Source organism: Pseudomonas sp. BO3-4 (genome assembly GCF_034044115.1).
GTDB lineage: Bacteria > Pseudomonadota > Gammaproteobacteria > Pseudomonadales > Pseudomonadaceae > Aquipseudomonas > Aquipseudomonas alloputida.
Genome location: NZ_CP139018.1, coordinates 4,449,803 through 4,471,430 on the forward strand (window position 1 = coordinate 4,449,803; position 21,628 = coordinate 4,471,430).

Below are 21,628 nucleotides of genomic sequence, written 5' to 3' on the forward strand. Positions count from 1 at the left end.
GCATCAAAGGTAATATTCGTTGGGTATCGATGCCCCCACGCCCTTGCGGACCCTTGCATGAAACAGTACAACGCCCTGCTGGAAAACCTGGCCCGCAGCTCTCTGCGCCTGAACAAAGGCATGACCGTCCTGCTGGGCCTGGCGCTGCTGCTGGCCGGCTTCAGTCTCTGGTCGCTCGAGCGCCTGATCGACGAACACAGCGATACGGTCAGCATCCATTTCGCCCGGCTGATGGAGAATGTCCAAGAGCAGGAAACCTTCCTCGAGGCCCTCGTGCAACGCAGCGCCAAGGGGGAGCTGCTCGACTACCCACGTGCGCTCGAGCCGGCGCTGGCACCCATGCCCGAGGAAGGGCCGGACATCTACAAGGGCCAGATCTTTCCATTTTCCATGCCGTTCAGCCTCAAATTCGACCCACGCAACCTGGCTGACCGCGAAGTATCGGACATCTTCACCCTGGGGGCGAACCTGGCCAGCTTCTACAGCATGTTCTGGTCGGCCTCTCCGTACCGTTCGCCACAGGTGTTCCTGTTCTCGCCGGATGCCCGTTACGACATCACGGTTCCCGCCGCAGGACGCGGGCGGGGCAAGCTGGAGAATGAACCGTTCATCGATGTGATCAGGCAGGTCATTGTGCGCCAGCCTCAGGACAAGGACTGGGGCCCAGGCAGCAGGATCGTCTGGCGCAGCTATGTCGAGCAGCCGGACCAGGCCTCCCCGCCACGCGTGCTGGCCTACGCCAACGTCCCCCTGCGCTCGGGCAAGGCAGAGGGCCAAGCCACGCAAGTGGCGTCGCTGGTGGACCTGGCCCAGATCGATGATTTCGAACGCATCATGGACTGGACCGTGTATGACCACTTTAACCTCATCACCCCATCCGGCGAGGTGCTGATCGGCGCGCCCACGCCCCTGAAGGGGGTGCATGAAGGCCTCAACATCAAGCCCGAAGGCCTGGTGTTCCGTCTCCACGAACAGGCCAACGGTGGCTGGAGTGCGATCTACACCGTGACCTACCGGCACTTCTTCCGTTACGCGTTCTGGTCGCTGGCCAGCATCGCCGCCACGTTCCTGGTCCTCATCGGGCTGGGCCGGGTGGCCATCCGCTGGTATCAGCGCCAGGTCATCCTGCCTGCGCGCGCGGCCCACGAGGTCATCACCGAGAGCGAGGCCTTCAGCCGGGTGGTCATCGACACCGCCCCGACCGGCCTGTGCGTAATCCGCAGCGCCGACAACGAGGTGCTGCTGGAGAACCAGCGGGCGCAGCAATGGCAGGGCACCCGCGAGCTGGTCAGTACCCTCGCCTCGGCAGTGGGCAACACCCGCAGTGGCGAGCACTACCTGCAGGTCGAAGGCCGCCACCTGCAGGTCGGTTTCGTGTCGACCCGCTACCACGGCGAAGACGTGCGCCTTTACGCATTCAACGACGTCACCCGCCATGTCGAGGACGCCCAGGCGCTCGACGAAGCCCGGCGCGCCGCCGACGCCGCCAACACCGCCAAGACCCTGTTCCTGGCCACCATGAGCCACGAGATCCGTACCCCGTTGTACGGCGTGCTGGGCACCCTCGAGCTGCTTGGCCTGACGCACCTGGATGCACGCCAGAAAGGCTACCTGCACACTATCCAGCGCTCCTCGGCAACCCTGTTCCAGCTGATCAGTGACGTGCTCGACGTGACCAAGATCGAATCCGGGCAGATGGCGCTCGAACCCGTGCCGTTCTGCCCGCTGGACATGCTCGAGGACACCGTGCGCACCTATCGCGCCTTCGCCGAGCGCAAGGGCCTGTTGCTCTATGCCTGCCATGACGCCCGCCTGCCGGCGCAGGTGGTGGGCGATCCGATACGCATCCGCCAGATCCTCAACAACCTGCTGAGCAACGCCATCAAGTTCACCGACACCGGCCGGGTGGTGCTGCGCACCCGCGTGCTGGCGCTCGACGACACCCACGTGCGCCTGCAATGGCAGGTAGCCGATAGCGGCATTGGCATTTCCCAGGCACAGCAGGCCAGGCTCTTCGAGCTGTTCTACCAGGTCGCCGACGCCTCCAGCGAGGGCGGTGCGGGCCTGGGCCTGCCGATCTGCGGCTGGCTTGCCGACATGATGGGTGGCCAGATCAAGGTGGTCAGTGAGCCGGGGCTGGGCAGCAGCTTTTCCCTCAACATCAGCCTGCCACTGGCCCAGGGGGCGCTGAGCGACAGCCCAAGCGCAGTGCCCGACCCGACCCCGGTGTATGTGCGCGCGCCGATACCGGAGCTTGCCCAGCATGGCGTCGACTGGCTGCAGCGCCTGGGTATCGCCGCGACCCTGACGATTCCACCCCTGGAGAAGGACAACCACCAGGCCCTGCTGGTAGACCTGCTCGACTGCCCGGACGCCGCCACCTGGCATGGCCAGCGGATCTGCGCCAGCAGCGACGGCCCTACCCCCGGCGCGTTCGTCGACGGCTGCTGGCGGGTAGACCTGCATGACGTGCGGGCCATCGCCCAGCTCATCGCGGTCGTGCGCCAGGGCGGGTCGCCCGATGACCAGAACACCGCGCAACAGCAACGCGCCGCTCTGCGCCTGCATATCCTGGTGGCCGAGGACAATCCGATCAACCAGGCGATCCTGCAGGAGCAACTCGAGGCGCTGGGCTGCACCACGGTGGTCGCGGCCAACGGCGAACAGGCCATGCAACGCTGGCAGCCAGGCCAGTTCGACCTGGTCCTGACCGACGTAAACATGCCGTTGATGAATGGCTACGAACTGGCCAGGACCCTGCGCCAGCACGACGCCCGGTTGCCGATCATCGGCGTCACCGCCAATGCACTGCGAGAAGAAGGCCAGCGCTGCCTCGAGGTGGGCATGAATGCCTGGATGGTCAAACCGTTGAGCCTGCAGGCGTTGCGCAGCCATCTGGTCCGTCTGTGTCGGCCAGCACTGGCCGAAGCGCCCAGCCGTCCGCAAGCGGACAGCCTCAGCGCCTCCCCCTCCCGCTCCCCTGCAGCCACCGATACCGTGCAAGTGTCCGACGCCATGCGCGCGCTGTTCATCACCACCCTGCGCGAGGATATGCAGCAGTTGCGCCTGGCCCTTGAGCAAGGCGACCAGCGGCGTCTTGGCGAGCGCCTGCACAGCATCGCCGGCGCCCTGGGCGCGGTACAGTCCCGGCCCCTGGCCGAGCAGTGCTGTGCGCTGGAAACCGCGCTGGCCGAGTCGCCGCTCGACGCAGCCCTGGCCGATAAGCTGGGGGGGGTGCTGGACAGGCTGTCAGCAATACTCGATGCCCTCGCATAGAATCAACTTCAGCGCTGATAGCGCATGGAAACAACCCTCCCATCCGCACCGGCTAACGGGTCGTCTTTTATGGAAAAACTCAAGGTCATCATCGCCGACGATCACCCCATCGTGCTGCTCGGCGTCAGGGAACTGGTCGAACGCGACCCACGCTTTAGCGTGGTCGGCGAAGCCGTCTGTTCGCAAGGGCTGATCGAACTGCTCGAACGCCAACCCGTGGACATGGTCATCTCCGACTACAACATGCCGGCAGACTCACCCTACGGTGACGGCCTGAAACTGATCGACTACCTCAAACGTCACTATCCCGCTGTCCGCATCCTCGTGCTGACGATGATTTCCAACCCGCTGATCCTGACACGGCTGCAGGAACTGGGCGTGGACGGCGTGATCCAGAAGAGCCAGTTGCATGGCGAAATCGAAAAGGCCCTCAATGCCGTCGCCCGCAACAGCACCTACCGGGCGCCGGCACCGGCAAGGCAGTCGGTGGTCGCCTGTAACACCGCCATCGATCAACGGGTGGAAAACCTGTCACCCAAGGAATTCGAAATACTGCGCCTGTTTGTTGCCGGACAAAGTGTCAGTGAGATCGCCCGCAGCCAACATCGAAGCACCAAGACCATTAGTGCGCAGAAAGTTTCCGCGATGCGCAAACTTGAAGTGAACAGCGATCAGGAATTGTTGGCCTATTGCCTGGCGAGTCATATCTTTAATTAACTAGCGCGCGTCATTGCCCCACCATTAAGATTCGTCTGATGGGCCAGAGAAACCACCTGACTTATTGTGAGCGTGCATTAAGTTGCAGCACTTACTCACTCTCATGTGGACATCAATATGAATAAATTTTCCCTGGCCGCCCTGACCCTCTCGCTCCTGACCGCTTCGGCCGGTGCACTGGCCGTCGAGGCCACCGGGCCAGTCACCGGTGGCAGCGGCAAGATTTCCTTCACCGGCGTAATCAACAATGACGCCTGCTCGGTCGATGGCGCCAACGCCGACCGCGTGATCGCCGTGGACATGGGCAGCGTCGCGATCAAAGACATGGGCACCGCCGAAAACCCGACAGCTGGCCGCGTGACCGGCAAGGACTTCAACCTCAACGTCAACTGCAACCTCGGCACCAAGGTGGCGATGATCTTCGATGCCAACAGCGGCGGCTCGGGCCTGGTGACCGGCAAGAAAGTCCTGGCGCTGACCAAAGGCACCGGCACTGCCGCCAACGTTGGCATTGCCCTGCTCGACCCTAATGGCAACCTGATCGACCTGAGCTCGGCTGCCACTGCCAAGATCCAGAGCGACGTACACGGCACTGGCGCCGAGGGCGGCGACGCCACCCTGAGCTTCTCTGCGGCGTACGTCACCACGGGCGCCGCCGGCACTGCCACCGCCGGTCGCGGTGACGCCACCCTGCCGTTCATCCTGCAGTACGAGTAATCACTTCGCCGCTGCTCCCTGCGCGAGGCTGACCAGCCTCGCCACTTCTTCGCCCCGCAAGGTACCCAACCATGTTGCGTCGTTCTCTGTACCCCGTTCTCGGGTTGCTGGGCATGCTCGTCGCCGCCCAGGCAACTGCCAGCATCTCCCTGAGCGCTACGCGCGTCGTGTTCGACGGTGCGCACAAAGAAGCCAATGTCATCGTACGCAATGGCAACCAGGAAGTCCTGGTGCAATCCTGGGTAGATGCCGGCGACCGTGCACAGGCACCGTTCGCCATTACTCCACCGTTGGCCAGAGTATTGCCCAAGCAGGAACAACTGCTGCGTATTCTCTATGAAGGCCAAGGCCTGCCGACCGATCGCGAGTCGGTGGTCTGGCTCAATGTCCAGGAAATTCCGCAAGCCAGTACCCAGGCCAATACCTTGCAGTTGGCGGTGCGCCAACGTATCAAGATTTTCTTCCGCCCGGCCAACTTGCCCGGCAATGCCCTGCTGGCCCCCGAACAACTGGTCTGGCAATTGACCCAGCGCGCCGGGAAGCCACAACTGACCGTGAACAACCCCAGCCTGTATCACGTGTCGATGGCCGATATCGAACTTAAAAGCGGGAAACAAACCGTGCTTAACGCCGATTCGACCATGATCGCCCCTGGCGAACAAAAGACATTCACCTCGGTATTTTCCCAGGTGGACGGCCCGTTGACGCTGACGTTCAAGAGCATCAACGACTATGGCGCCCAACATGGATATTCCTTGCGTTTGAACACTGCCCAGCCGGGTAGCGCCAAGCCTGCCGAACCCGCCATCACCTTGTGAAATCGTAGCCCCCACCTCGTGCCCTGGTCGCGTGCGGCCTCCCCGTGCCCAGCCCGTGCCGGGATATGAAATAGGTTTCTGGTATGTCTCTGTCCATCGCCCCCCACCCCGTCGAGGGAGCCGATGCAGGCGCGCACGCGTTCAGTGGCGGCACGCTTCGTCCGGCCTGGAAGCTCAACGCCCTGTCATTGGTCATCTGCACCGCGCTGCCCAGCCTTGCATCGGCGCAGGACGCCGCCCACCTGCAGGGCTTCAACACCACCTTTCTGCAGGGCGCGCAATCGGCGGTCGACCTGCAAATGCTGCTGTCGGCCAACAGCGTGCTGCCGGGCAACTACCGGGTAGACCTGTACAGCAACGAAGTGCTGGTAGGCCGGCGTGACATCGAATTCAACCGCCACCCACAGACTGGGCGGGTGGAACCCTGCCTGACCCTGGAACTGCTCGAGCAGCTGGGTATCGACATGGACAAGCTCAAGGCACAGGGGCGCCTGGATACCGCCTCGGCCTGCCACGACCTGGCCGCACTGATCGACCAGGCCAGCCTGAGCTACGACTCGGGTCACCTGCGCCTGTCCGCCAGCATCCCGCAGGTCGCCATGAAACGCGGCCTGCGCGGCTACGTCGACCCGCAACTGTGGGACGCAGGGGTGTCTGCGGCGTTCGTGAACTATCAGTTCAACACCAGCCGCAGCGCCGGCGATGCCGAGACCCGCATCGCCAACAACCTGAGCCTGCGCAACGGCATCAACCTGGGCAGCTGGCGCTTGCGCAACGAATCGAACTTCAGCAGCGGCACCGGGCAGCCGGACACCTTCAAGAGCAACCGCAGCTATGTGCAGCACGACGTGACCGCGCTCAAAGGCCAGTTCAGCGCCGGTGACATTTTCAGCGACACCGACCTGTTTGACAGCGTGCGCTACCGGGGCCTGAAGCTGGCTTCGGACGAAGGCATGCGCGCCGACAGCGAGCGCGGCTACGCACCTGTGGTGCGTGGCGTGGCGCAGACCAGCGCCAGGGTCGAGATTCGCCAGAACAACTACGTGCTCTACACCGCCAACGTGCCGCCCGGCCCGTTCGAGATCAGCGACATCTACCCCAGCGGCTCCAATGGCGACCTGGAAGTCACCATCATCGAGGCCGACGGCCGTCGGCGGGTCACCGTGCAGGCCTTCTCCAGCCTGCCGCTCATGGTCCGTGGCGGTCAGGTCAAGTACAGCCTGTCCGCTGGACGCTACAACAGCAACACGGAGGGCCTGGCCACGCCGCAGATGCTCAGTACGACGCTGGCTTACGGCCTGACCAACACCGTGACGGGCGTCGTTGGCCTGCAAGCCACCCAAGACTATAAGGCAATGGCCGTGGGCAGCGGCCTGAACACACTGCTGGGCGCCTTTTCGCTCGATGTCACCCACTCCTCGAGCAAGGCCCAGGGCCAGACCACCCAGGGCAACAGCTTGCGGGCGCTTTACGCCAAGACGTTCACCGGCACCGACACCAACTTTACCCTCGCGGCCTACCGCTACTCCACCGAGGGCTTCCGTACCCTCACCCAGCATGTCGAGGACCTGAGCGCCAACGCGATCAAGCGCAGTGGCAACTCCAAGACCCGCACCGACCTGACCATCAACCAGAGCCTGGGCCGCAACCGCGCGTTCGGCAGCCTGTACCTGACGGCCACCGACCAGCGCTACTGGAACCGCGGCGGTTCGCAGAGCCTGACCGCCGGATACAGCAACAACTGGGGCGAGATCTCCTACAACCTGGACGTCAGCCGCACCAAGGAGCTGGGGAACTCAGGCCCTTCGGGGCAAGATACCCAGCTCAACCTGTCGGTATCGTTCCCACTCGGCAGCCGCGCCCGCGCACCGCGGGCGTTCGTCACCACCAGCACACAGAAGGGAAACGACACCACCCAGGCCGGCATCAACGGCTACCTGTCGGAGACCAGCGACACCTTCTACTCGATCCAGGGCGGCCACAGCCGCACCAGCGGCAGCTCGGCATCGGCCAACCTGAACACCCGCACTTCGGTCGCCGACATCAGCCTGGGCTATAGCCAAGGGCGCGGCTACGACTCGCAGAACCTGAACATTGCCGGCGCCGTGGTTGCCCACCAGGGCGGCATCAACCTCGGCCAGTCGCTCAGTGAGACCTTCGCCCTGGCCGAAGTGCCGGGTGTGAAGGGTGCAAAGATCAGCAGCTATAGCGGTGTGGAGACCGGGCACAATGGCTATGCGGTGATCCCCAGCGCCCAGCCCTATCGCGTCAACTGGATCAGCCTGGACACCAGTGACCTGGGGGGCGACATCGAAATCGACAACGCCACCCAGCAGTTGGTGCCTCGCCGCGGTGCCGTGGTGCTGGCCCGCTATACCGGCAAGAGCGGGCGTCGGGTGCAGTTCGAGCTGTTCGACGAGCGCGGTCAACTGATACCGTTCGGGGCCTCGGTCGAGGACGCTGCGGGCCAGCAACTGGCAATTTCCGACCCGAGCGGCAAGGCATTGTTACTCCTGGAACAGGACCAGGGCAGCCTGACCATCAAGTGGGGTGAGCGCCAGTGTTCGGCACCTTACAACCTTCCGGAACGGGACAAGGCAGTTAACTATGAACGTCAACGCCTGGCTTGCCGGCCGTGACACCCGCTCTTGTCTGCAGAGAATGCTCATAAGCGCCCGGTAGCTTTGGTATGATCAAACGCGACTCTGCAAGAAGGCAGCGCAACAAGGATTCCGATGCTGATGAATAAGGCCGCACCATGTCCTTGATTTCCCGCATGGCCACTCCATTTTTAGCGAATACCCACGCTTGATGCGAAAACTCCTGGCAAGCGCCCTGGCGCTGGTGATGATCGCCGCCCTCTGCGGCTACGGTTTCTGGACCCAACAGCGCCCGGAAGGCCACTACCTGTCCGACCTGCGCATCGAACTGGCGCTTAACCATGGCGTCCCGGGCGAGCACGGCAACCTGCTCGGTGTCGAACCACTGCTGTACCCGGGCGACTATCAGAACTTGCAACGCCTGCACCGCAAGCTCGCAGCCTATCTGGAGCAAGCCCGCGCCCAAGGCCTGGTGAACCCGCGCACGGTGGTGGTGCTGCCGGAACACATCGGTACCTGGCTGTGGGCGCGCGGAGAGAAGAGCGAGCTGTATCAAGTTACCCAGAGCCGCGAAGCCCAACAATGGCTGGAACTGAGCAACCCGCTGCGCTATGGCCTCGCGGTTCTTGGCGCTGACGGCGACGACTGGCGCGCCGATGCGCACTTGCGCATGAAGGCCGAGCAGATGGCCGCAGACTACCAGCAGCTGTTCGGTGGCCTGGCCAAGGAATTTGGCGTCACCTTGGTGGCCGGTTCGATCGTGCTGCCCGAACCTTATGTGAAACAAGGCGTACTGCATACCGGCCGTGGCCCGCTGTTCAACAGCAGTGTGGTGTTTGCCGGTGACGGCTCGCTACTGGGACAGCCCCAGCGCCAGCAATATCCCGACAGTGAAATGCGCCGCTACGTCCACGACGGCCGCCAGCACCCGCTGCAGGTCGTGCAGACCCCGGCCGGGCGCCTGGGGATACTGGTGGGCAGTGACAGCTGGTACCCGGAAAACCACCAGCAACTGACTGAACAAGCCGTACAACTGATCGCCAACCCAGCGTTTCTCAGTGGCAAGGGCAGCTGGCAAGCACCCTGGCGGGGAAATCGCCACCAGGATGCCAGCGCCGGGCTGGCCTTGCAGCGCGGCGAAGTCAGTGAACAGGCGGCTTGGCAACGCCTGACCGAAGTGGCCGGAACCGACATCAGCAGTATGAGCGTGTTCATGCGCGGGCAGTTCTGGGAACAGGGCAGCGATGGCCAGGGCTTTGCCCGCCAGTCGGGAGCGTTGCTTGCCGCCCCTCCCAGCCCAGGTGCCCGCCTGCTGAATGTGTGGCTGTAAGCCCATGGCCCGCCCCCGCGTGCGCCTGGGCGAACTGTCGGTGGGTTTTGTCCAGCCTTTGAGCGAAGCCCTACGCGAGCTGGGCCACGACCCTGAACCATTGCTGCGCCGCTACGGCCTGGACGCGACACGCCTGGGCGAAGCCGGCGCACGCCTGTCCATCCCCCGCTACATGCATCTGGGCCACGCGGCAATCGAAATGAGCGGCGAGGCTGCTCTAGGCCTGCGTATGGGGCGCCTGAGCCGTCTGGCGCATGCTGGCCTGGCCGGGGTCACCGCGGCCCAGGCCCCCACCTTGGGTGAGGCGGCGCGCACCCTGCTTCGCTTCGAGCCGCTTTACGCGGCCAACTACCGTGGCCGTTCCCGCTTTGTGGAAGATGCCCAGGGCGCCTGGCTGCGCTTCTACTCCATCAGCCCGTATAACGACTACAACCGCTTTGTGGTCGACTCACTGCTGGCCGGCTGGCTGGCCCAGTTGACCGACCTTGCCGGCACCCCAGTGCAGGCTGAACGCCTGGAGATCGAGTTTGCCGCACCCTCCTATGCCGCGCGCTATCAACCGCTCTGCAGCACGCCTGTGCAGTTCGCCGCCGACGGCAATCAGCTGCGTCTGAGCCGCGCCACCTTGCAACTGGCCAATCCAGGGCATTGCCCAAGTACCTGGCAGCACCTGCTGCAACTGTGCGAGGCAGAGCTGCTGCAGCGCACGCGGGTGCGCAGCCTGGGTGAGCGCATCACCCACCTGTTGGGCCCGCTGCTCAATGGCGGCCGTGAACCGGACCTGGAAGAAGTGGCGCTGCACTTGCAGTTGCCAAGCTGGACCTTGCGCCGCAAGCTCGCCGAGGAAGGCACGCGTTTTCGCGACCTGCTCAACGAAACACGGCGCGACCTGGCCGAGACCTACATCCGTGACACGGCGCTGGCCTTTGGCGAGATTGCCTATCTGTTGGGGTTTGCTTCGGCCGAGGCCTTCCAGCGCGCATTCAAGCGCTGGACGGGCCTCACGCCGGGGGAGTTCCGCCGCAGCCAGCGGCAGCCGGGCTAGAGTTCGGTGGCGTCGTCGGCCGGTTCCGGGGTGTCCAGTTCGTAAGCCTGGGTTTCGAGTAGTTCTTCCTGGTATTCATCCATTGCCCTGCGTCCTCTTTGCTCATTTTGCCTTTGTAGGTATCGCCTTCAGCCTAAGCAGGTGGGATGAAGGGATGATGACAAGCTTATGAGTGGTAAACGTAGCAGGTGTTCAGGAAGTTATCGCGGGGCGTCTGTAACAGGGGATGTTTACAGCCTGAACCGGCCCTTTCGCGGGCTGCCGGCGAAAAGGCCGGTTCAGGCGACCCATCAAAGGGAGGGGGCGGCGGCTTCGACCGGCTGGGCATCCTGCTGCACCTGAATGGGTGCAGCTTCCGCCGGCGGGGCCACAGGCTGCGAACCCTGGCTATCATCCACCACCGGCGCCGCTGCCGCCTCGCTGGCCGGGGCTACCCCCACAGGTGCAGGCGTCGCTTCAACCAACGGCGCAGCTGCCGGGGCCGGCGCCACCGGGTTCGCCGCAGCCTGCTCCGGAAGCCCAAGGTCAGCCGCCGGTTTTTCAACCTTCGGCGCTGGCTCTTCGACCTTGGCTTTGCTCACTTTTTTCGGCTTGGGCAGGTAGCTCTCCACCAAGGCGAAATAACGGTCATAGAACTGCGCCGCGGTCACCGTCTCACTGGCTACCTTGACCATCGAGTCGTCACTGGAGCCGATCGGCATCGACACCGAGCCCAGCACCCCCACGCCCAGGCTGGCGGAGGTGTTGGACTTTTTCAGCGCATAGCGGTCCTGGAGGGCGTTGGCGAACATGGTCGAGCGCTGATCGTCGCTCACGTCCGGCGCACAGGTGACATTGAAGCTGATCTGCAGGTGGTTCTCGCTGTTTTGCTGAAAGCTCTTGTTACCCACCACCTGGTTGGCGCCACTGCTGGTGATGATGTATCCCTGGCTAAGCAAAGCACGCCGGGCGGCCTCGCAAGAGCCAGCATCGCTCACCGGAAAGCTGCGCGAGAAGGTACCCGAGTCATCGAAGTTCTCGTGCTCGTAGACGGCCGCTTTTTTCGAGGAACAACCGGTCACGCCCGCCAGCACCAGGGCCAGCCCGAGCGCACCAAAGACGGAAGATCTGGTCATTGCGAATTCCGGGTATGTCGGGAAAGTGCCTATTGTGCAACACAGCAGGCAGGCACAGGAACCGCTGGTCGGTGAAGAATCTGTCAGGTTGGTGTAAATCTGGGTAAAGGCAGGCACTTGCCAGGCGCACCAACGAAAAAAGCGACCCGAAGGTCGCTTTAACGTTACTTCAAGGCGTTCATGGGGCCTTAAAGCGAAGATGGCGCAGCGGACGGGACTCGAACCCGCGACCCCCGGCGTGACAGGCCGGTATTCTAACCGACTGAACTACCGCTGCGTATCATTCAGGCTTGCGCCCGATTGAAACCTGGGTCTACCCTTGCGGCGCGATGGCCTCAGGGCAGGCACAAAAAAAGCGATAACACGATCGCTTCTCTTGTGTTTGCTTCAAGGTGTTCTAGGGACCTTGAAGCGAAGATGGCGCAGCGGACGGGACTCGAACCCGCGACCCCCGGCGTGACAGGCCGGTATTCTAACCGACTGAACTACCGCTGCGTATCGTTCAGGCTTGCGCCCGATTGAAACTGGGATCAGCCCAAGGCGTCTGCCTTGTGGCTTCAGACCGGTGCCAGGCACCCATCTGTTACTGAAAAATGGCGCAGCGGACGGGACTCGAACCCGCGACCCCCGGCGTGACAGGCCGGTATTCTAACCGACTGAACTACCGCTGCGCAGTGCGTTCCTCTCTGGCTATCGGCTTCTTGCGAATCCGATGCTCCAGGAACATCTCAGGAAGTGGTGGGTGATGACGGGATCGAACCGCCGACCCTCTGCTTGTAAGGCAGATGCTCTCCCGGCTGAGCTAATCACCCTCGCGATGTTGCTTGTTGCGTTTGCTTCGCTGAGGCCGCGAAATTTACGCAGGTGGCGAAGCTAAGTCAATAGCCCCATTGAATTTTTTTCAAAAAGGCAACGTGAGGTTATTGCCTGTGCCGGCCTCTTCGCGGGTAAACCCGCTCCTACAGTCGGACATTAACCGTTGTAGGAGCGGGTTTACCCGCGAAGAGGCCGGCGCGGTTTAAACAAGGTGCTCAGCTATAGATCATCTTGCGGGTCATGCCGCCATCGACCACAAACTCCTGGCCGGTGACAAATGCCGCCTGGCGTGACAGCAACCAGGCAACCATGGCCGCTACATCTTCCACAGTCCCTACCCTGCCCGCTGGGTGCTGGGCATGGTCAGCTTCGCTTAACGGCTCGGCACGGCGCTGCGACGGATCACGGGCATCGATCCAGCCCGGGCTCACCGCATTGACGCGAATCTCCGGGCCCAGGCTCATGGCCAGGGCATGGGTCAAAGCCACCAGGCCGCCCTTGCTTGCCGCGTAAGCCTCGGTGTCGGGTTCGGACTGCCGAGCACGGGTAGAGGTCAGGTTGACGATCGCCCCATTGTGCGCACGCAGGTACGGCGCACAATGCTTGGCCAGCAGCATGGGGCCGCTGAGGTTGACCGCCAGCACCCGGTTCCATTGGGCCAGGCTCAGGCTTTCCAGCGTCTGGTTGTGCGGGTTGGCAATGGCCGCATTGCACACCAGCGCGTCCAGCCGGCCGAACTGCCCGAGCACTTCGGACACGCCGGCACTGACCTGGGCCTCGTCGGCAACGTCCATGGTGATGAACCAGGCGTTGTCGCCCAACGCCTTGGCCACTTTGGTACCACGCTGGCGGTCCAGATCACTCAGTACCACTTGCCAGCCTTCGCAGATCAGCCATGCGGCAATGCCAAGACCGATGCCGCGGGCCGCGCCCGTGACCAAGGCTACCCGGCCATTGTGGCCCGGGGTGCTGCCGCTGATTTCGATCACAATGCCGCCAGCCCGCGCGCCAGGTCAGCCTGCAGGTCGGCCACGTCTTCCAGGCCCACGGCAACGCGGATCAGGCTGTCGCGGATACCCGCCGCTTCACGCTCCTGCGGCGACAGGCGACCATGTGAGGTGGTCGCCGGATGAGCGATGGTGGTTTTGCTGTCACCCAGGTTGGTAGTGATGGAAATCACCCGAGTAGCGTCGATGAAACGCCACGCGCCCTCTTTGCCACCCTTGACCTCGAAGCTGACCACTGCACCAAAACCGCTCATCTGGCGCTTGGCCAGTTCGTGCTGCGGGTGGCTGGGCAGGCCGGCGTAATGCACCTTTTCCACGCCGTCCTGCTGCTCCAGCCATTCGGCCAGGGCCTGAGCGCTTTCGCAGTGTGCACGCATACGCAGGCGCAGCGTTTCCAGGCCCTTGGTAAAGATCCAGGCGTTGAACGGGCTGAGGGTTGGACCTGCGGTTCGCAGGAAACCCACCACCTCTTTCATTTGCTCGGTACGGCCGGCAACCACACCGCCCATGCAGCGGCCCTGGCCATCGATGAACTTGGTGGCCGAGTGGAACACAATGTCGGCACCCAGCTTCAGCGGCTGCTGCAACGCCGGGGTACTGAAACAGTTGTCCACCACCAGCATGGCACCCTGAGCATGGGCGATTTCGCTGAGCGCAGTGATATCGACCAACTCGGCCAGCGGGTTGGAGGGCGATTCGACGATCAGCAGCTTGGTGTTGGCCTTGATGGCCTTTTCCCAACCGGTGAGGTCGACCAGTGGCACGTAGTCCACCTGTAGACCAAAGCGCTTGAAGTACTTCTCGAACAGGCTGATGGTAGAGCCGAATACGCTCTGCGACACCAGCACATGGTCACCGGCGCTGCACAGCGACATGACCACGGCCAGGATCGCCGCCATGCCGGTGGACGTACCCACGGCCTGCTCGGCACCTTCCATGGCCGCCAGGCGCTCCTCGAAGGCACGCACGGATGGGTTGGTGTAGCGCGAATAGACGTTGCCCGGCGTTTCGCCGGCAAAGCGCGCAGCAGCATCGGCTGCCGTGCGGAACACATAGCTGGAGGTCAGGAACAGCGCTTCGCTGTGCTCGCCTTCCGGGGTACGGTTTTGACCAGCGCGAACCGCCAGGGTGTCGAAACCGACACCCTCGAGGTCACTGTCCAGTCGCCCGGCATCCCATTGATCCGTCATGCCGTCGCTCCCAAAATCAGTTGTTGTAAAGGTCGATGATCGCGCTGACGGCCTGGTTCTTGACCTTGGCCAGGTCATTACGGGCCTGCTCGATGCGGTCGAGGTAGGCTTCGTCGATATCGCCAGTGACGTATTCGCCGTTGAACACCGCGCAATCGAACTGCTCGATCTTGATCTTGCCGCCGCCGACCGAATCGATCAGGTCTGGCAGGTCCTGATAGACCAGCCAATCGGCGCCAATCAACTCACCCACCTGTTCGGTGGTGCGGTTGTGGGCGATCAGTTCGTGAACACTCGGCATGTCGATGCCGTAGACGTTGGGGTAGCGTACTGCAGGGGCCGCGGAGCAGAAGTAGACATTCTTGGCGCCGGCTTCGCGGGCCATCTGGATGATCTGCTTGCAGGTGGTGCCGCGCACGATCGAGTCGTCCACCAGCATCACATTCTTGCCGCGGAACTCCAGCTCGATGGCGTTGAGCTTCTGACGCACCGACTTCTTGCGCGCGGCCTGGCCGGGCATGATGAAGGTACGGCCGATGTAACGGTTCTTGACGAAACCTTCGCGGAACTTGACGCCCAGCCGGTTGGCCAGTTCCAGCGCGGCAGTGCGACTGGTATCCGGGATCGGGATGACCACGTCGATATCATGATCGGGGCGCTCGCGCATGATCTTGTCGGCCAGCTTTTCACCCATGCGCAGACGCGCCTTGTACACCGAGACCCCATCGATGATCGAGTCCGGGCGCGCCAGGTAGACGTGCTCGAAGATGCACGGCTGCAACTTTGGCGATTCGGCGCACTGCTTGGTGAACAACTGGCCTTCTTCGGTGATGTACACCGCTTCGCCCGGTGCCAGGTCGCGGATCAGGGTGAAGCCGAGCACGTCCAGGGCGACGCTTTCCGACGCGATCATGTATTCCACACCTTCGTCGGTGTGACGCTGACCGAACACCACCGGGCGAATGCCGTGGGGGTCGCGGAAACCGACGATGCCGTAGCCGGTGATCATGGCCACCACGGCGTAACCGCCAACGCAGCGGCTGTGCACATGGGAGACCGCAGCGAACACGTCTTCTTCGGTCGGCTGCAACTTGCCGCGCACCGCCAGTTCATGGGCGAACACGTTCAGCAGCACTTCCGAGTCGGAGTTGGTGTTGACGTGGCGCAGGTCGGACTCGTAGATCTCCTTGGCCAACTGCTCGACGTTGGTCAGGTTGCCGTTGTGAGCCAGGGTGATGCCGTAAGGCGAATTGACGTAGAACGGCTGGGCCTCGGCCGAGGTCGAGCTGCCCGCAGTGGGGTAGCGCACGTGGCCGATGCCGATGTTGCCTACCAGGCGCTGCATGTGGCGCTGCTGGAACACGTCGCGCACCAGGCCATTATCCTTGCGCAGGAACAACCGGCCGTCATGGCTGGTCACGATACCGGCAGCGTCCTGGCCGCGGTGCTGGAGGACCGTAAGCGCGTCATACAGCGCCTGATTGACGTTCGACTTACCGACGATACCGACGATGCCACACATGCGACGCAACCCCTACTTTGATGAAACTTGAGTGAATAGCGCTCAGGGCTTGGACGGCCCGAGCAACTGTTCCTTGAACGGAAGATCAGCCGGAGTGCTGATCAGCCCACTGGGCGTCCATTGGCCGGTGAAACCCAGAATCAGGTTTTTCGACCAGTCGGCGACCAAGAGAAATTGTGGTATCAGGCGTGATTCCTGCCACCAGGTGTCTTGTTGAACCGGCCCCAGGCTGATCAGGCCTATGGCCACCACTACCAGCAAGGCCCCGCGCGCAGCACCGAAGGCCATGCCCAGGAAACGATCGGTGCCGGACAGCCCGGTCACGCGGATCAGCTCACCGACAAGGAAGTTGACCATGGCCCCCACCAGCAAGGTGGCGACGAAAAGAATGGCGCAGCCAGCGATGACGCGCATCGATGGCGTCTGGATATAGCTCTCAAGATACACCGAGAGCGAACCGCCGAACATCCAGGCAACCGCACCGGCAATGATCCAGATGAGCAAGGACAAGGCCTCCTTGACGAAGCCGCGCTTGAGACTGATCAGTGTGGAGACGGCGATGATCGCAATGATCGCCCAATCAACCAAGGTAAATGCCACGGTGCTGCCTGCAGACGTTTGAGGCGGCGCATTTTACCAGAGCGGCGGGCCGGGAGTAAGCGGAATGTCAGCTGGATTGGTGTTGGGCCATTGGCAGGCAAACCCGCCCCCAACTGGTTCTGGCTGAGCCTTGCAGCGGCGCAGTACCTGCAGGAACGGGCTCACCCGCGAATGGGCGGCATGGCCGCCCCGGGGAATCAGCTGCGCTCAGGCTGGAAGCGCACCACAAAGCCCTTGAGGCTGTTCTGACGGTTGATGGCGTCACGCACGCGCTCAGCTTCGGCGCGCTCGATCAACGGCCCCACGTACACGCGGTTCATGCCCCCCGCCGTACGGATATAGGCGTTGTAACCCTGGCTACGCAGGGTTTGCTGCAGCTTTTCGGCACCGGCGCGGTTGGACAGGCTGGCCAGCTGGATCGACCAACTGACGGGCAGGCCATTGGCGTCGATCTTCGATGGCGCGGCAGGCGCTGGTGTTGCAGCAGCCTTGGCCTCCACCTTGGGCGCGGGCGCCTGCGGCTTGGGCGGCTGAACCTGCGCCTGGGTCTGCGGCGACGGGGTGATTGGCTGGCTGGGCGTACTCGCCGGCGCAGTGGCCTCGTCGATCACCACCGGCGCGGGCTGCGCCTCCTGCGCAATAACCTGTGGCTCCGGCACGGCAACCGGCTCCACCTTCACTTCCGGTAGGCTGGGCATGGCCGGTGCCTGCGGGGCTTCGACGTGCACCTGGCGCATCTCGTCCTCGCGGGTAAACAGCATCGGCAGGAAGATAACCGCCAGCGCCACCAGCACCAGCGCACCCACCATGCGCTGTTTCATCCCTTTATCCAGCACAGCCATCTATTCCACCCTCCTGGGCGTGCCGCTCCAGCCATTCCAGCGCCTGGGCGACACAGAAAAACGAACCGAACAGCAGGATCTGATCATCCGCCGTCGCCTGCGCACATTGCCCTTCAAGGGCGGCGTCGACGCTGGCATAAGACTTCACCGTGGCACCGAGGTTCGCCAAGGACGAGGCCAGTTCTGCGGCCGGGCGACTGCGCGGGGTATCCAGCGGCGCCACCGCCCAGTCGTCGATGAGGCCCTGAAGCGGCGCGATAACGCCCTCCAGATCCTTGTCGGCGAGCAGGCCAAACACCGCGAGGCGGCGCCCCTTGAGCGGCCGGGCCGCCAGCCGCCTGGCCAGGTACTGCGCCGCATGCGGGTTATGCCCGACATCCAGCAGCAACGCTACCGGCTTACCCTGCCAGTTCAACAGACGGAGGTCGAGACGCCCAGTGATACGGGTATCCAGCAACGCCTGGCGAACTTGCACCGCGTCCCACGGCAGCCCCATCAGCAGGTAAGCCTGCAAGGCCAGCGTGGCGTTTTCCATGGGCAGGTCTAGCAAAGGCAGGTCACGCAGCTCGACCTGCGCACCATCGGCGGCAGTACCACGCCAGCTCCAGCAGCCTTCGGCGCTGGTCAGGTCGAATTCCCGACCACGCAGGAACAGTGGCGCGGCCAGTTCGGCGGCCTTGTCCAGCAACGGCCCGGGCGGATCCAGATCACCGCACAGGGCCGGCTTGCCCGGGCGGAAGATGCCAGCCTTCTCGAAGGCCACCAGCTCGCGGGTATCACCCAGGTAATCAACATGGTCGACACCGATGCTGGTCACCAGGGCGAAGTCGGCATCCACTACGTTGACGGTATCCAGGCGGCCACCCAGGCCCACCTCCAGCACCACCGCATCCAGCTGCGACTGGTAGAACAACCAGAACGCGGCCAACGTCCCCATCTCGAAGTAGGTCAGGGAAATATCGCCCCGCGCCGCCTCGACGGCGGCGAAGGCTTCGCACAGGCGCTCATCGCTGGCCTCTTGGCCATCGATCACCACCCGCTCGTTGTAACGTAGCAGGTGCGGCGAACTGTACACACCGACCTTGAGCCCCTGGGCACGCAGCAACGACGCCACAAAGGCGCAGGTCGAACCCTTGCCGTTGGTGCCGGTTACTGTCACCACGCGCGGCGCCAGCTTGCCCAGCGCCAAGCGGGCAAGCACCTTCTGCGACCGCTCCAGGCCCATGTCGATGGCCGAGGGGTGCAACTGCTCGAGGTAGGCGAGCCATTCGCCCAGGGATCGTTGTTTCATCACGCGACGGCAGCCGCCTCACGCGCTTCTTCCGGCGTTTGCTGACCGGTCATCTGCGCCAGCAGGCGGGCCAGACGCGGACGCAATTCGCCACGGGAGATGATCAGGTCGATGGCACCGTGCTCCAGCAGGAACTCACTGCGCTGGAAGCCTTCAGGCAGCTTCTCGCGTACGGTCTGCTCGATCACGCGTGGGCCGGCGAAACCGATCAGGGCCTTCGGCTCACCGACGATGACGTCGCCGAGCATGGCCAGGCTGGCGGAAACACCGCCATACACCGGGTCGGTCAGGACCGAGATGAACGGGATGCCTTCTTCGCGCAGGCGCGCCAGCACGGCAGAGGTCTTGGCCATCTGCATCAGCGAGATCAGCGCTTCCTGCATGCGCGCCCCCCCCGAAGCGGAGAAGCAAACCATTGGGCAGCGGTTTTCCAGGGCATAGTTGGCCGCGCGGACGAAGCGCTCGCCGACGATGGCACCCATGGAGCCGCCCATGAACGAGAACTCGAAGGCGCTAACCACGATCGGCATGCCCATCAGGGTGCCGCTCATGGAGATCAGCGCGTCTTTTTCGCCAGTCTGCTTCTGCGCAGCGGTCAGGCGGTCCTTGTACTTCTTGCCATCACGGAACTTCAGGCGGTCGACCGGTTCCAGGTCAGCGCCCAGTTCGGCCCGGCCTTCGGCGTCAAGGAAGATGTCGATGCGCGCACGTGCGCCGATGCGCATGTGGTGATTGCACTTGGGGCAGACATCCAGGGTCTTTTCCAGCTCCGGACGATACAGCACGGCCTCGCAGGACGGGCACTTGTGCCACAGGCCCTCAGGCACCGAGCTCTTTTTCACCTCGGAACGCATGATCGAAGGGATCAGTTTGTCGACTAACCAGTTGCTCATGCTTTCTTTCTCCAGTATTGGCAGGCGGGGGACGGCGTCACCGGCCCTACCCTGCCCTTGAGCTCAAAATCTTTTATGAAACGATGGTGGACCGGCCGCCGGGGCTTCCAGCGCGCCACTCCACCGCTAATGTGTTTTTGCCGCCACAGGTGCTGGCATGCGGCCCGCAGGGCTGCGAAAGCTATGGACGATGGCGCGCAGCCAGCCGTCACATCTGCCATCAAGCCTGTTTCACCGCACGCATGAAGGCCTCGATCTTCGCCGCATCCTTGATGCCCTTGGCCTGTTCGACGCCGCCACTGACATCCACCGCATAAGGCTTTACCCGGGCAATGGCCTGGCCAACGTTATCGGCCGACAGACCACCCGCGAGGATGATCGGCTTGCCAAGACGCGCCGGTACCAATGACCAATCGAACGCCTCGCCGGTTCCCCCTGGTACGCCTGGCACATAGGTGTCCAGCAAAATGCCGCGGGCACCCGCGTAAAGCTGACAGGCCGCCTCCAGGTCATCGCCAGGGCGCACACGCAGGGCCTTGATCCAGGGGCGGTGGTAGCCTTCGCAGTCCTGCGGGGTTTCATCGCCGTGAAACTGTAGCAGGTCCAGCGGAACCACTTCGAGGATCTCGTTCAGCTCACAGCGCGAGGCATTGACGAACAGCCCGACCGTGGTCACGAACGGCGGCAACTCGGCAATGATCGCCCGCGCCTGGCGCACGTCCACCGCCCGCGGGCTCTTGGCATAGAAGACGAAGCCGATGGCATCGGCCCCCGCTTCGGCAGCGGCCAGTGCGTCTTCGATGCGGGTAATCCCGCAGATCTTGCTGCGAACATTGCTCATGGAACAAGGACCCTGATTGTTGCGGCGAAAGGGCGGATGTTAGCAAATGGCTTTTCGCTCGTCAGTCTGCCAACGCCTCGTAACCACTCAAAAAGTGTGGGCCGATGTAACGCTTGGGCAACGCAAACGCTTCGGGGTACTCCACCTGCACCAGGTAAAGCCCGTATGGGTGTGCCGTTACCCCACCTTCACGGCGGTTGCGCCCTTCCAGCACCTCGCGCGCCCAGGCAACCGGACGCTCGCCGGCGCCGATGGCCATCAGCACACCGGCAATGTTACGCACCATGTGGTGCAGGAAGGCGGTGGCACGCACGTCCAGCACGATCATCTGGCCATGGCGGGTAACACGCAGGTGGTAGACGTGCTTGATCGGTGACTTAGCCTGACACTGGCTGGCACGGAAGGCGCTGAAGTCGTGGGTACCCAGCAGGAACTGCGCCGCCTCGGCCATGCGATCGACGTCCAGCGGACGGTGGTTCCAGGTCACCTCTTCGGCCAGGTGCGCCGGGCGAATCGGGTCGTTGTAGATGACGTAGCGGTAGCGCCGGGCGCAGGCCTTGAAGCGGGCATGAAAGTCGGCCGGCATTGGCCGCGACCAGACCACACTGATGTCGTGCGGCAGGTTGAAGTTGGTGCCCATGGTCCAGGCGCGCTCGTCACGCACGGCACGGGTATCGAAGTGCACGACCTGCCCGCAGCCGTGAACGCCGGCGTCGGTACGCCCGGCGCAGACCACCGAAATCGGCTCGTTGGCGACCTTGGACAGCGCTTGCTCCAGGGCTTGCTGGACACTCGGCACGCCGCTGGCCTGACGTTGCCAGCCGCGGTAGCGCGCGCCTTTGTATTCCACGCCCAGGGCGATGCGAGAGTAGCCTTCGGCCGCGGATTCGGCGGTAGCGGTGTCGATGATGTCCAAGAGCATGAAACCTGTGGGGTGTACGGAATGGCGGGGATTATAACGACAACGGCAGCCTCGTAGGGCTGCCGGTGGTTGCGCACTGCATGTGC

Annotated in this window: 17 protein-coding genes and 4 tRNA genes; 7 read left to right on the top strand and 14 right to left on the bottom strand. The window is 63.4% G+C overall.

The genetic code is table 11. The annotated features are described in order from the left end of the window. Nucleotides 1–57: 57 nt before the first annotated feature. From REH59_RS20515 to REH59_RS20545, 7 genes are all read left to right on the top strand, one after another. The gene (locus tag REH59_RS20515; protein WP_014859526.1) at nucleotides 58–3,276 is read left to right on the top strand and encodes a hybrid sensor histidine kinase/response regulator; all 3,219 of its coding nucleotides are present in this window, start codon (nucleotides 58–60) and stop codon (nucleotides 3,274–3,276) included. Between the two features lie 69 nt (nucleotides 3,277–3,345). Further along, on the top strand, nucleotides 3,346–3,993 hold the full coding sequence (locus REH59_RS20520) for a response regulator (RefSeq protein ID WP_014859525.1): 648 nt from the start codon (nucleotides 3,346–3,348) through the stop codon (nucleotides 3,991–3,993). A 117-nt stretch (nucleotides 3,994–4,110) separates the two neighbouring features. Then, complete coding sequence (locus REH59_RS20525) at nucleotides 4,111–4,710, top strand: fimbrial protein (RefSeq protein WP_014859524.1); 600 nt, start codon at nucleotides 4,111–4,113, stop codon at nucleotides 4,708–4,710. Between the two features lie 71 nt (nucleotides 4,711–4,781). After that, nucleotides 4,782–5,528: a fimbrial biogenesis chaperone gene (locus REH59_RS20530; protein WP_012053264.1), complete on the top strand. Its 747-nt coding sequence runs from the start codon at nucleotides 4,782–4,784 to the stop codon at nucleotides 5,526–5,528. Nucleotides 5,529–5,611: 83 nt separating this feature from the next. Next, on the top strand, nucleotides 5,612–8,167 hold the full coding sequence (locus REH59_RS20535) for a fimbria/pilus outer membrane usher protein (protein ID WP_014859523.1): 2,556 nt from the start codon (nucleotides 5,612–5,614) through the stop codon (nucleotides 8,165–8,167). 172 nt (nucleotides 8,168–8,339) lie between these two features. Next, nucleotides 8,340–9,458, top strand: a complete 1,119-nt coding sequence (locus REH59_RS20540) for a nitrilase-related carbon-nitrogen hydrolase (RefSeq protein WP_003247213.1) — start codon at nucleotides 8,340–8,342, stop codon at nucleotides 9,456–9,458. 4 nt (nucleotides 9,459–9,462) lie between these two features. Further along, the gene (locus REH59_RS20545) at nucleotides 9,463–10,503 is read left to right on the top strand and encodes an AraC family transcriptional regulator (protein ID WP_014859522.1); all 1,041 of its coding nucleotides are present in this window, start codon (nucleotides 9,463–9,465) and stop codon (nucleotides 10,501–10,503) included. A 290-nt stretch (nucleotides 10,504–10,793) separates the two neighbouring features. On the opposite strand, the gene REH59_RS20550 is transcribed toward REH59_RS20545, so the two are convergent. From REH59_RS20550 to truA, 14 genes are all read right to left on the bottom strand, one after another. Further along, the gene (locus tag REH59_RS20550; RefSeq protein ID WP_014859521.1) at nucleotides 10,794–11,618 is read right to left on the bottom strand and encodes a DUF2242 domain-containing protein; all 825 of its coding nucleotides are present in this window, start codon (nucleotides 11,616–11,618) and stop codon (nucleotides 10,794–10,796) included. A gap of 200 nt (nucleotides 11,619–11,818) precedes the next feature. Then, nucleotides 11,819–11,895: transfer RNA gene (locus REH59_RS20555), tRNA-Asp, on the bottom strand. 141 nt (nucleotides 11,896–12,036) lie between these two features. Beyond that, a tRNA-Asp gene (locus REH59_RS20560) sits at nucleotides 12,037–12,113 on the bottom strand. A gap of 99 nt (nucleotides 12,114–12,212) precedes the next feature. Beyond that, nucleotides 12,213–12,289, bottom strand: a tRNA-Asp gene (locus tag REH59_RS20565). A gap of 65 nt (nucleotides 12,290–12,354) precedes the next feature. Next, nucleotides 12,355–12,430, bottom strand: a tRNA-Val gene (locus REH59_RS20570). 219 nt (nucleotides 12,431–12,649) lie between these two features. Then, entirely contained in the window at nucleotides 12,650–13,423 is a 774-nt protein-coding gene (locus tag REH59_RS20575) for an SDR family oxidoreductase (protein ID WP_014859298.1), read from the bottom strand. Continuing rightward, on the bottom strand, nucleotides 13,420–14,631 hold the full coding sequence (locus REH59_RS20580) for an O-succinylhomoserine sulfhydrylase (RefSeq protein WP_003247208.1): 1,212 nt from the start codon (nucleotides 14,629–14,631) through the stop codon (nucleotides 13,420–13,422). The genes REH59_RS20575 and REH59_RS20580 overlap by 4 nt, the downstream gene beginning before the upstream one ends. A 16-nt stretch (nucleotides 14,632–14,647) precedes the next feature. Beyond that, on the bottom strand, nucleotides 14,648–16,153 hold the full coding sequence (gene purF, locus REH59_RS20585) for an amidophosphoribosyltransferase (RefSeq protein ID WP_003247207.1): 1,506 nt from the start codon (nucleotides 16,151–16,153) through the stop codon (nucleotides 14,648–14,650). Nucleotides 16,154–16,195: 42 nt separating this feature from the next. Further along, nucleotides 16,196–16,753: a CvpA family protein gene (locus tag REH59_RS20590; protein WP_003247206.1), complete on the bottom strand. Its 558-nt coding sequence runs from the start codon at nucleotides 16,751–16,753 to the stop codon at nucleotides 16,196–16,198. A 197-nt stretch (nucleotides 16,754–16,950) separates the two neighbouring features. Continuing rightward, nucleotides 16,951–17,595, bottom strand: a complete 645-nt coding sequence (locus tag REH59_RS20595) for an SPOR domain-containing protein (RefSeq protein ID WP_003247204.1) — start codon at nucleotides 17,593–17,595, stop codon at nucleotides 16,951–16,953. Continuing rightward, entirely contained in the window at nucleotides 17,579–18,886 is a 1,308-nt protein-coding gene (gene folC, locus REH59_RS20600) for a bifunctional tetrahydrofolate synthase/dihydrofolate synthase (RefSeq protein ID WP_003247203.1), read from the bottom strand. The genes REH59_RS20595 and folC overlap by 17 nt, the downstream gene beginning before the upstream one ends. Continuing rightward, entirely contained in the window at nucleotides 18,886–19,779 is an 894-nt protein-coding gene (gene accD, locus REH59_RS20605; RefSeq protein ID WP_004574892.1) for an acetyl-CoA carboxylase, carboxyltransferase subunit beta, read from the bottom strand. Before accD ends, folC begins: the two co-directional genes overlap by 1 nt. A 220-nt stretch (nucleotides 19,780–19,999) precedes the next feature. After that, a complete protein-coding gene (locus REH59_RS20610; protein ID WP_014859296.1) occupies nucleotides 20,000–20,620 on the bottom strand; it encodes a phosphoribosylanthranilate isomerase in 621 nt (206 codons plus the stop codon). A gap of 61 nt (nucleotides 20,621–20,681) precedes the next feature. Continuing rightward, on the bottom strand, nucleotides 20,682–21,542 hold the full coding sequence (truA, locus tag REH59_RS20615; RefSeq protein WP_121783853.1) for a tRNA pseudouridine(38-40) synthase TruA: 861 nt from the start codon (nucleotides 21,540–21,542) through the stop codon (nucleotides 20,682–20,684). Nucleotides 21,543–21,628 lie beyond the last annotated feature (86 nt).

What these genes read in the sequence shown, in the direction of transcription:
- REH59_RS20515 (WP_014859526.1), top strand. Translation starts at nt 58, where the DNA reads ATGAAACAGTACAACGCCCTGCTGGAAAACCTGGCCCGCAGCTCTCTG.
- REH59_RS20520 (WP_014859525.1), top strand. Translation starts at nt 3,346, where the DNA reads ATGGAAAAACTCAAGGTCATCATCGCCGACGATCACCCCATCGTGCTG.
- REH59_RS20525 (WP_014859524.1), top strand. Translation starts at nt 4,111, where the DNA reads ATGAATAAATTTTCCCTGGCCGCCCTGACCCTCTCGCTCCTGACCGCT.
- REH59_RS20530 (WP_012053264.1), top strand. Translation starts at nt 4,782, where the DNA reads ATGTTGCGTCGTTCTCTGTACCCCGTTCTCGGGTTGCTGGGCATGCTC.
- REH59_RS20535 (WP_014859523.1), top strand. Translation starts at nt 5,612, where the DNA reads ATGTCTCTGTCCATCGCCCCCCACCCCGTCGAGGGAGCCGATGCAGGC.
- REH59_RS20540 (WP_003247213.1), top strand. Translation starts at nt 8,340, where the DNA reads ATGCGAAAACTCCTGGCAAGCGCCCTGGCGCTGGTGATGATCGCCGCC.
- REH59_RS20545 (WP_014859522.1), top strand. Translation starts at nt 9,463, where the DNA reads ATGGCCCGCCCCCGCGTGCGCCTGGGCGAACTGTCGGTGGGTTTTGTC.
- REH59_RS20550 (WP_014859521.1), bottom strand. Translation starts at nt 11,618, where the DNA reads ATGACCAGATCTTCCGTCTTTGGTGCGCTCGGGCTGGCCCTGGTGCTG.
- REH59_RS20580 (WP_003247208.1), bottom strand. Translation starts at nt 14,631, where the DNA reads ATGACGGATCAATGGGATGCCGGGCGACTGGACAGTGACCTCGAGGGT.
- purF (WP_003247207.1), bottom strand. Translation starts at nt 16,153, where the DNA reads ATGTGTGGCATCGTCGGTATCGTCGGTAAGTCGAACGTCAATCAGGCG.
- REH59_RS20595 (WP_003247204.1), bottom strand. Translation starts at nt 17,595, where the DNA reads ATGGCTGTGCTGGATAAAGGGATGAAACAGCGCATGGTGGGTGCGCTG.
- folC (WP_003247203.1), bottom strand. Translation starts at nt 18,886, where the DNA reads ATGAAACAACGATCCCTGGGCGAATGGCTCGCCTACCTCGAGCAGTTG.
- accD (WP_004574892.1), bottom strand. Translation starts at nt 19,779, where the DNA reads ATGAGCAACTGGTTAGTCGACAAACTGATCCCTTCGATCATGCGTTCC.
- REH59_RS20610 (WP_014859296.1), bottom strand. Translation starts at nt 20,620, where the DNA reads ATGAGCAATGTTCGCAGCAAGATCTGCGGGATTACCCGCATCGAAGAC.
- truA (WP_121783853.1), bottom strand. Translation starts at nt 21,542, where the DNA reads ATGCTCTTGGACATCATCGACACCGCTACCGCCGAATCCGCGGCCGAA.